General features: G+C 62.1%; 11 protein-coding genes. 1 reads left to right on the top strand and 10 read right to left on the bottom strand.

From position 1 onward, the window contains the following. From ACCAA_RS22745 to ACCAA_RS15010, 9 genes are all read right to left on the bottom strand, one after another. Positions 1 to 354 (bottom strand): transposase (locus ACCAA_RS22745; RefSeq protein WP_186408068.1); only part of this gene is annotated, 354 nt, incomplete at its 3' end. Positions 355 to 479: 125 nt separating this feature from the next. Next, positions 480 to 1,052: a hypothetical protein gene (locus ACCAA_RS15045; protein ID WP_186408067.1), complete on the bottom strand. Its 573-nt coding sequence runs from the start codon at positions 1,050 to 1,052 to the stop codon at positions 480 to 482. Continuing rightward, positions 1,045 to 3,927, bottom strand: a complete 2,883-nt coding sequence (locus tag ACCAA_RS15040) for a DUF927 domain-containing protein (protein WP_186408066.1) — start codon at positions 3,925 to 3,927, stop codon at positions 1,045 to 1,047. The genes ACCAA_RS15045 and ACCAA_RS15040 overlap by 8 nt, the downstream gene beginning before the upstream one ends. Beyond that, positions 3,917 to 4,129: a hypothetical protein gene (locus tag ACCAA_RS15035; RefSeq protein WP_186408065.1), complete on the bottom strand. Its 213-nt coding sequence runs from the start codon at positions 4,127 to 4,129 to the stop codon at positions 3,917 to 3,919. The genes ACCAA_RS15040 and ACCAA_RS15035 overlap by 11 nt, the downstream gene beginning before the upstream one ends. Further along, a complete protein-coding gene (locus ACCAA_RS15030) occupies positions 4,126 to 4,437 on the bottom strand; it encodes a DUF3077 domain-containing protein (RefSeq protein WP_186408064.1) in 312 nt (103 codons plus the stop codon). The genes ACCAA_RS15035 and ACCAA_RS15030 overlap by 4 nt, the downstream gene beginning before the upstream one ends. Further along, positions 4,430 to 5,020 carry a hypothetical protein gene (locus ACCAA_RS15025; RefSeq protein ID WP_186408063.1) on the bottom strand — a complete coding sequence of 197 codons (591 nt, stop codon included), beginning with the start codon at positions 5,018 to 5,020 and terminating at the stop codon, positions 4,430 to 4,432. Before ACCAA_RS15025 ends, ACCAA_RS15030 begins: the two co-directional genes overlap by 8 nt. Next, positions 5,017 to 5,553, bottom strand: coding sequence for a hypothetical protein (locus ACCAA_RS15020; protein ID WP_186408062.1), 537 nt, complete (start codon positions 5,551 to 5,553; stop codon positions 5,017 to 5,019). Before ACCAA_RS15020 ends, ACCAA_RS15025 begins: the two co-directional genes overlap by 4 nt. Next, the gene (locus ACCAA_RS15015; protein WP_186408061.1) at positions 5,550 to 5,780 is read right to left on the bottom strand and encodes a helix-turn-helix transcriptional regulator; all 231 of its coding nucleotides are present in this window, start codon (positions 5,778 to 5,780) and stop codon (positions 5,550 to 5,552) included. The genes ACCAA_RS15020 and ACCAA_RS15015 overlap by 4 nt, the downstream gene beginning before the upstream one ends. 146 nt (positions 5,781 to 5,926) lie before the next feature. Further along, positions 5,927 to 6,646: a hypothetical protein gene (locus tag ACCAA_RS15010; protein WP_186408060.1), complete on the bottom strand. Its 720-nt coding sequence runs from the start codon at positions 6,644 to 6,646 to the stop codon at positions 5,927 to 5,929. A 1,116-nt stretch (positions 6,647 to 7,762) separates the two neighbouring features. Between ACCAA_RS15010 and ACCAA_RS15005 the strand changes: the two genes are divergently transcribed. Continuing rightward, positions 7,763 to 8,278, top strand: a complete 516-nt coding sequence (locus ACCAA_RS15005; protein ID WP_186408059.1) for a hypothetical protein — start codon at positions 7,763 to 7,765, stop codon at positions 8,276 to 8,278. A 219-nt stretch (positions 8,279 to 8,497) separates the two neighbouring features. Here the strand turns inward: ACCAA_RS15005 and ACCAA_RS22520 are convergent, their stop codons facing one another. Beyond that, positions 8,498 to 8,620 (bottom strand): hypothetical protein, encoded by a 123-nt coding sequence (locus ACCAA_RS22520; protein ID WP_281193201.1) that lies wholly within the window; start codon positions 8,618 to 8,620, stop codon positions 8,498 to 8,500. Positions 8,621 to 9,092 lie beyond the last annotated feature (472 nt).

Genomic DNA, 9,092 nt, shown 5'->3' with positions numbered 1-9,092 from the left:
TTCCCTTATCGCACTTGCCGAAGGTGGTCTGGGCTTCCATGGGTCTGTACCCACAAATCTTGCTGTTGCGTAGCTATCGAGAATTACCGCTTCCGCTCGATCGTCGCTCAAGGTCCAGAACCAACACACCACCAAGCATCGGAGCATCATTGCCGCGGGGTATCCCGGCCGGCCCGTTTTCCTTTGGTCGCTGAAGTAGGCGCGCCGAACGATGGCTTCAAGATCCGCCCACGGTAATAGAGTCTCAAGGTTTGCCAGGGCCTCAGCGCGCTTTGGTGGTTTGGAACGGGGCCAGCGCACAGAAGTGAATAGGCTTCCATCGGCAGCAGAAACGGGCTTTGAACATGATTTCATTCGTTTAGCGCGCCTTCGTTCAGTATGTTAGAAGCCTATCCACTTGATTTTTTTCGGGGTTTTCTGACCCGCTGTTCAGTCAGCCGGGGAAGGACCCGCCAGAATTGCCGCTGCCTGAACAGTCGTCACCTCTGCTGCGACGGATACCAGCGCTCGAAGCTCTGGCACTCAGGCGGGGCGATGTGCATGCGCTCGGTTCCTCTGCCATGCTCAAGGATCAGGTAGCCGTGCTGACAGGCCCAATGGTAGCGGCGCCGCTCACCGCATAGGGCTTCGTGCCTGGTCTTCAGGTGCCTACACGTGGTGCAGTCGTCACCCCACGTCGGCGCCGGCAGGTAGAGCACGTGCCAGGGGTCAATGCCCTCTCGCACACACACGTCATGCCACTGCTTGACCTGGTCAGCCGGGGCCATACCTTCAAGAGCGAGCAGGTACGCTGCCCGCTCATCGGTGCTTGCCTGCTTCAATCGAGTCCACGCCATGACCAGCAGCACGGCGGCAGGGTGTGCCGGATAGATCGCCTCGACTTCAGTGTTTATCTGTGCGCAAAGGTTTTGCGGCCCCGCCGCCGCTCCCGCGATTTTTTCGGATTCGTCTGCTTTGTCCGCCTTCTCTCGTTCTTCCACTTGGGCAACGTCTGGCACTTCCTCGGCTTGCCGCCCCGCGTCCGCCGGCATGATCGCTGCCCAATCAATCATCGTCGGCTTCCATGATTTCAGGCAGGATGTGCACCACACGCGGGCGACCTTCGCCTGGTACGCTGGCCCTGACCAGCCAAGGGCGATTGGCTTCAGTTCCTTTCTCGGCAAAACCATGGGCTAACAGCAGGCGCGCCATGGCGATGGGATCGTGACCCTTGCACACGCGTACACGCCACGCTTCGTAGGCAACGAAGTAGTGCACTTTATCCGTCGTGCTGTCATGCTTGCGCCAGCCGGCCCGGTCCGATCTGACAGGCGCGTGCGTGTCGGTCATGCTCGGGCGCTCCCAATCGGTAAAAGCCGACTCTCCGTATCGGCTCAAGAACTCGCGTATCTGTCTGAGCATCACGCGTTCTTCGTGATTGCCTTCGCCGCCCCGATTGGCCAGCCAGGCCATGAAGCAGGCTCCTACCCCCTTCATGGCTTCGCCCTCTTTCCATCCGCTCATTCCCCATTGCGTGGCCAGCTCGCCGGCCACGCCGACGAGGGCAAAGCGGCCAGCCACCCGCCGCGCTTGCCCGCTGGCGGCATCGGTCAGGAATTGCCGCTCGAATGCCCGCACGCCCCCGTGCACGTCACTGCTAAACGACGCTGCTGGCTCAGATACCAAGCGCTTCAGCCAATCAACCCAGGCGCTCCCGTAGTGCTTCCTTGTGGCATGGTCGATGGCTTTCGCAAAGTCGGCGCCACTGGCGCTCTCATGCAGGTTCTCGAACAAGCCCAGCCCTTTGCCGGCATCGGCCGGAATTTCAGCCAGACGAAGCTCTTGCCCGGCGCGGGATTGCTTGCCGACTTCGGCCATATGTTGCGCCAGGCCAATCTCGCCGGATGACAGGAACATCAAACGCCAGTAAGACCGGGATCGCATGACGCCCGTTCGGCCGGCGCGCGCCTTGCCGGAACCATTGGCGAGCATATAGGCCACCTCGCCCGCCTCTCGTGCGTCCAACTGCGCCAACTCATCGAGCAGCAAGGGCGCGTCGCAATACTGCATGGCCAGCGCCTCAAGACCATTTGCCGTGGCGCGCCAACGCTGCATGTATCGCTCGCTGCCACACACGCTCGCGGCCACGCGCAGGGCCATCGTCTTGCCATCGCTCGACTGGCTGCGCAGATGAAAACCGCCAGACTCGGCGCCAACCAAGTGCAACAGCGGCGCAGCGAAAGCCATGCATACCGCGAACACCAACCGGGAATTGCCCACACAGCGCCGCGCTACGCCTTCCTTCCATTCGGCCAGCGATCCCTTCTGACGGTAAGTGTTGCCGTCGGGTGAATCGCTCTCAAAAATCCACTCCTCACCACCCCGGCCGAAAGCCCGATCGGGAAGCACGAAGGCGCCGCCATCGTCGGAATCGTGCCAGCCGGTTCTATTGGTCACTCGGGCGCGCTTCTTCGGGTTCGCCGTTTGCAGATACTCGATCAGCAGCGGCCGGCCTCGTGGGGCGATTTTCAGCCCGCGATCGAACAGCAAAGCGGAAGCCTCCAAGCCTTCACCGTTGAAGGTGCGAGCAGGAATGATTTCACGATGCGGCCTCCCGTCCGGATCTTCAAACCCGACCCACAGCCCCCAGCCGTTGCTATGCTCGTCGCGAACGCTCGCCAGAATATCGAGGGGCGAAGAAATCCAGCGCGGTGCAGCCTGGACGCCCTCCTTCACGTCGACGAACCACACGCCTCGCTCATCGAGACGAAAGCCACGGCGCGGTGAATGATCCTTGCCCGTAGCGGCGTCGTTCTCGACGGGCGCCGCCTCGATCGCCGCCGGCGTCTTTCCGGTCACGCCTGACAGCAGCGTGCCGGCGTCGATCAGCAGCGCCAAGTGCGCCGCTCGCCACCCTCGGTCAATCAGGTCAGCCGCGTCGTCACCAGCGGCCAGCGGCTCACCCGGCGTCAATTCCGGTTTGCCGTCCGCGTCGCTGGCGACCATCGCCAAGGCGCCGAGATTCACCCGCTGTACTTCTGTGGCGCCGCTCTCTTGCAGGCGTTTTTCTACCTTCTGCATGGCCTTGGCGCCGGCTTCGTCGGCATCCGGCCACAGCCACACCACACGGCCCGCCAGGGGCAGCCAGTCGGCCTTGTCCACCGCGTTGCAGCCGCCCTGCCAGGTCACTACCGCCACATCCGGCAGCAACAGCGCCGCCGCATCGTGCGCCTTTTCACCTTCGACTACGACAACCGGCGCGGCCGGCAGCGACGCCAGGCGATCAAGACCCAGCAAGGGGCGCGGTTCGCTCGGGGCTTTCCACTTCCACAGCAAGCGCCCGCTCGCCATCCGCCACAACGACAACGGGGCGAACTGCTTACGCTCGCCGGCCGGCTCGAAGCGGCAATGATGAAACATCACCGCACCTGACAAGTCGACATAGACCCAACGGCCGGCCGGCTTGCCGTGTTTCGGATGCAGCGCCGGCGCGGGCGGCGCCTCGTCCGGAATCGGCATGACACACACACCGTCATCTGCCCCGGCGTTTGGCTTGCGCGCCTCGCTGGCCGGCTTTTCCGGCGCCAGTGGTGCCGGAGTATCGCCCACGGCTTTTTCGTCTCGTCTGGCGCGAGGTTGACGGGCAGGAACGTCGACGCCCAATTGCTGGCCAAGCCACTCGGCAGCCTCTGCGTTGCTACAACTCCGCACGTACGCGGCCAGGCTGATCAGGTCGCCGCCCTTGTCACCCGTGGCGCCTTCCAGCCACGCGCCTTTGTCGCGGTGAATCGAAAACGATCCGGGCTTATGGTCGTCTCGTCTCGGGTTCAGCGGCAGATACTCCCGGCCGGCATTCTTGCCGCCAGCCAGGCCGAGAATATCCATAACCGCGTCGAAGCGAGCCAGCGCCGCAGCGGCCACTGGCTTGAACCGGTCGTTACCCGCCATCAGGGTTCGCCTCGTCTTTCTCTGTCTCCTTCAGGGCATCGGCGCACACGCTCAGGACGTGGGAAGCACCCAAAGCTCGGGCTTCTGACAAAGTGCCTGTGTTAGCCAACGCTTCGAGGGCATCCGCCATGAAAAACAGCACGTGGCGCACGACGTGTCGAGTATCGGCGCCGGGCTTGTTGTCGATCCGCAGCGGGTTCATTGGGCAGCCCCTTCTGCGTCTTCGGTCATGACGCCCCGCGCTTGTCTCGCCCGGTCCATTTCCAGAATCGCCGAGTCGACAAGGGCTTTTGCCATTTCAACGAGATAGACGGTTGCCCACTTTTGGCCCTCTACGGTTCCGTTGTTGCCTATGGCTTCCATAGCCAGATCACCCGCACCCGCCAGGAACAAGGAAGCACCTTCCAGCGCCTCGTCAGTCGTCAAGCCTTCGCGAACACTGAAATAGACGGTCGGAGCACCCGCAGGGGCAAAGAATGGCAGTGGATTATCCGCAAGGGTCTTAGCCACGGCGCACCTCTCCGTCAGCCAATTCAACGACACCCGCCAAGGCAGCCGGCAACTGGTCGGAATTGCCGAAAAGCGCATCCTGAAGCGTGTACAGACGCTCCAACAGCGTGCGCGTGCGCGTGGCCAGCACGGGTTCAACCTGGTCGTTGACGATCAGTGCGCCCGCGTTGACGGCATCGAACAGGATCAAAGCCGATGCGGCCAGGGCGTTGATTCCGGCCGGGGTGAAGCGGTTGAGACTTTGCAGCGAGCGAGATTGGCGCAGGTCGGCGCCAGGGGTGTTTGAAATAGCCATGATGGCTCCTAGTTTTTTGAGATTGAAAGCCACCCGAAAAGGGGTGGGGGTGCTCTCAACGCAACTAAGCGCGTCCGGGTCCTTGCGGATACCCGACACCCCCATTGACCGGGCCAGGCGTGCAGACGCACGGCGGGCGGAATGAGGGGCGTAAAAATCCCGGCTTCGCAGCAAGTTTGCCGGGGTGCTGCTTAGTTTTCTGAGAGAGCCTTGATTCTGCGCCGGCCTGAATGGCCGTGTCAATGGGTTTCGCATGACATGGCCAGCGGTGCCTTGCTGGCGGCTCATCTCGCCACCTCGGTAGGTTCGAGTAGATCGGCCAGCATATTCGGCACGGGGACGCCTTGAACCGCATCCATCGCCATCCGGTGCAGGGCGTCGTTATCCAGCGCATCCAGACGAGAATACAGCGCCGGCAGTCGCATGGGTGCACACAGTGCCATTTCCAGCACGATCCCAATTGGCGCAAGATAAGACGATGAAACGGGCTCGCCGTAGTGTTCACGAAGAACGCGCAGAACTTCAATCATGTCCGCAAGGAAGCCGCCGCAGGGGCACAGCGAACCGCCAGATGGTGTATCACCTTCATAGTGGGAGAGCTTGAGGGCAGCAAACGCCATGATCATGGCGAGTGAGTAGCCGGCGTACTCCTGTTCCTCTCGGTCGCTGTGTTGGCTACTGGTTTGGTCCGGCGCAATCGGGAACCTGAGCGGAAACTGCCGCGCGTCGGGAAGCTGGGAGAAAGACCACGAATCATCGGCACTGATGCTGAACACCAGCACCTTGCGCCACCGATTGAGCAAAGCGGCCTGAGCGTTCATGCTGCACCGCCGATCTTCTCGCCGCCGTTCTTGTTCGTGGCTTCGGCGATCCGGGCAGCGATCCATGCGTCGACCGACTCGGCAGGAACGGCCGAAGAACGGGCGCCCACTTTCACCAGAGGGCCAATTTTCCCATTTCGGATTTCACGATAAATTTGAGAAACGGAAATAGCCGCGCGCCGGGCTGCTACGGGGACCTTTTCAAGCGCCGGCGCGGTCGCTTGCATGGTCGTGGTGCTTCTCTGTGCCATTGTCGTCTTTCACGTTTCGCCCTTGGCGCCGGAATGGCGCAGGGCATGGCGTGAAATGTAACGGCGCAATTCAACAAATAAAATATGTGGGCGTTTCTGCAAACTATAGTTTTCTCCTATAGTTATAGTTTCTTTGGTGGTCGGCCCCCCTTCTTCTTATGCTCAGGCGCGGTCTCTCTTGCTTGCTCCATAATCCACTCTTTTTTGCGGCCATTCAGGAACCGCGCTACTTCGGGCTGTTGCACCGATCCATTTGGACCGTCGCCAGTAATGGTCATATCGGGGCGAATCTTCCATAACTCTTGAAATACTTTCCTGCAATCCTCCTGAATATCGGAGTAAATAGAAGTTGCCTTCTTTTCGTCTTCCGCAGGGCAATCGTTCGCCTGTGTCGCTGCCGTTTGGCCGAATATAATCCCGCCAATTCTTAGCCATTCCAATACTTCTTCGCTCGGATTGATGCCGCGCTCCTTAAGCCAGTCTGCACAAGGCTGTCGGAAAATGTAGCATTTTGCGACGGGCTGCGTTGTCCGCGGAATCGCGACTCTGGCGGGCATGCCAAAAATTTCAGCGAATTCCCCCGTTTTTTTCAATCGCGTTATTGGCTCCTGCTTTTCTATACTAACAAGCAGCCAGCCATTTATTTCTGCTTCTATGGCTATCTTTCGCCATTTTCGACATTCTTCTTGCTGGAGTTTATCGCGGCTCCATCCTCCGCTCATCAAGTCTGCGATTTCATCACGCAAGAATTTATCTGGCCATACTGAAAAGCTTCTTCTTAGAATGCATTGTGCATCGTGACGCAATTCATCGTGGCTTCTCCTTTTTGGAATCTCCACCATGATTCAGCGCTCCTTCTCTGCGCGCCTTCAATGGGGTGCCCCGGCAGACGGGTGAAGGTGTCCCGCTTTTCGGTTCGCGGGCCTATCCGGGGCAAAACTCTAGTCACTACTCGGCGCCGATGGCTGGCACCCATTCAGGAACCATCCGCCGCGCTACTTTTCCGGCCGGGTGTCCGGCAAGCAGGGCAATCTTCGCGCAGCAAATCGCCTCGACGGCCCACGCCAGCGCACATGCCTTCATTATCCCTACATCGCAGAACGGCGCAACGCAGAAAAATATCGGTGTTTGGCCAAGCAAGAACTCTGCGGATGTGGTAAGCAGCGCCTGGTTGTTCCGGCTTTCGATCACCGTCCGGGACCACCGGCCGGCCCGGTCGGCGCCGACAGCGCGCACGAGGGCCAACCCGATGAAGGCCAGGTGCCTCGGTTGTCCCAAGTTGGCAGCGGCGCCAGCGCCGGGTGGTGCTCGGTGGCGATCGCCGGCAAGTGGTGCCAGGTCGAAGACGAGGCAGCGCACCGGCCGCCGATCGGGGTTGCCGCGGCCTGGTCAGTGTGTCGGGTTGCCTGCTGGATCGCTCGATCACCGCCAGTTCTTCCGGGTCGTCGTCTTCTCGATCGGTGAAGCCTGCCACAAGGCGACGACGGCGCCAGCGTCGGGCAGTGGGGCCAACCCGATGCAGGCATGGTTCTTCGGTTGTCCCAAGTCGGCAGCGGCGCCAGCGCCGGGCGGTTCTCCATCACGGGCAGTTCGTCCGGGCTTTCCTCTTCTCGATCGGTGGTGAAGCCTGCCACAAGGCAACAACGGCGCCAGCATCGGGCAGTTCTCGGTGGCGATCACCGGCAAGTGGCGCCAGGTCGAAGACGAGACAGCGTACCGGCGGCCGATCGGGCTTGCCGCGGTCTGGTCAGTGTGTCGGGTTGCCTGCTGGGGCGCTCGATCACCGCCAGTTCTTCCGGGTTGTCATCTTCTTGATCGGTGAAGACTGCCACAAGGCGACGACGGCGGCAGCGTCGGGCGGTTCTTGGCGACGATCGCCGGCAAGCGGTGCCAGGTCGAAGATGAGGCAGCGTACTGGCGGCCGATCGGGCTTGCCGCGGTCTGGTCAGTGTGTCGGGTTGCCTGCTGGGACGCTCGATCGCCGCCAGTTCTTCCGGGTTGTCGTCTTCTCGATCGGCGAGCCTGCCACGAGGCGACGACGGCGCCAGCGTCGGGCAGTTCTCGGTGGCGATCACCGGCAAGTGGTGCCAGGTCGAAGACGAGACAGCGTACCGGCGGCCGATCGGGCTTACCGCGGTCTGGTCGGGGCCTCGGGTTGCCGGCAGGCAGCGGTTCACGCCATCGGCGCCGACAGTCTGGCCTTGATCGTCGGCAAACTGGCGTTGCTCGGGTCAAGGGTGTGCAGCTCGTTGGTAGTTCGTCGGGGTCTTCGTCTTCGCGATCGCCGAAGCCTGCCACGAGGCGACAACGGCGCCAGCGTCGGGCAGTGCTTGGTGGCGATCGCCGGCAAGCGGTGCCAGGTCGAAGACGAGGCAGCGCACTGGCGGCCGATCGGGCTTACCGTGGCCTGGTCGGGGCCTCGGGTTGCCGGCAGGCAGCGCTTTCCGCTGGAGGCGTCGGCGATCTGGCCTTGATCGTCGGCAAACTGGCGTTGCTCAGGTCAAGCGCGTGCAGCTCGTCGCCAGTTCTTCCGGGTTGTCGTCTTCTCGATCGCTGAAGACTGCCACAAGTCGCCAGCGGTGCCAGCGTCGGGCAGTTCTCGGTGGCGATCACCGGCAAGTGGCGCCAGGTCGAAGATGAGGCAGCGTACTGGCGGCCGATCGGGCTTGCCGCGGTCTGGTCAGTGTGTGGGGTTACCTGCTGGGACGCTCGATCACCGCCAGTTCTTCCGGGTTGTCGTCTTCTCGATCGGCGAGCCTGCCACGAGGCGACGACGGCGCCAGCGTCGGGCGGTTCTTGGCGACGATCGCCGGCAAGCGGTGCCAGGTCGAAGATGAGGCAGCGCACTGGCGGCCGATCGGGGTTGCTGTGGTCTGGTCAGGATCTCGGGTTGCCTGCTGGGGTGCTCGATCGCCGCCAGTTCTTCCGGGTTGTCATCTTCTCGATCGGCGAGCCTGCCACGAGGCGACGACGGCGCCGGCGTCGGGCAGTGGGGCCAACCCGATGCAGGCTGGGTGCCTCGGTTGTCCCAAGTCGGCAGCGGTACCGGGTTCAGCCAGTGGTCGATCACCGTCCGGGACTTCCGGCCGGCCTGGTCGCGGCCGACAGCGAGCACGAGGGCCAACCCGATGAAGGCCAGGTGCCTCGGTTGTCCAAAGTAGGCAGCGGCGCCGGGTTCAGCCCGTGGTCGATCACCGTCCGGGATCCCCCTCAGGACTGGTCGCCAAAACGGTTGAAATTGCGAAGTGTCCCAAATCCCTACCGGGACAGCGCAAAACGGGACAAAGT

The organism is Candidatus Accumulibacter aalborgensis (assembly GCF_900089955.1).
In the GTDB taxonomy this organism is placed as follows: domain Bacteria; phylum Pseudomonadota; class Gammaproteobacteria; order Burkholderiales; family Rhodocyclaceae; genus Accumulibacter; species Accumulibacter aalborgensis.
Note: the sequence above shows the minus strand (reverse complement) of the source record. Positions and strands in the feature narration are given on the sequence as shown.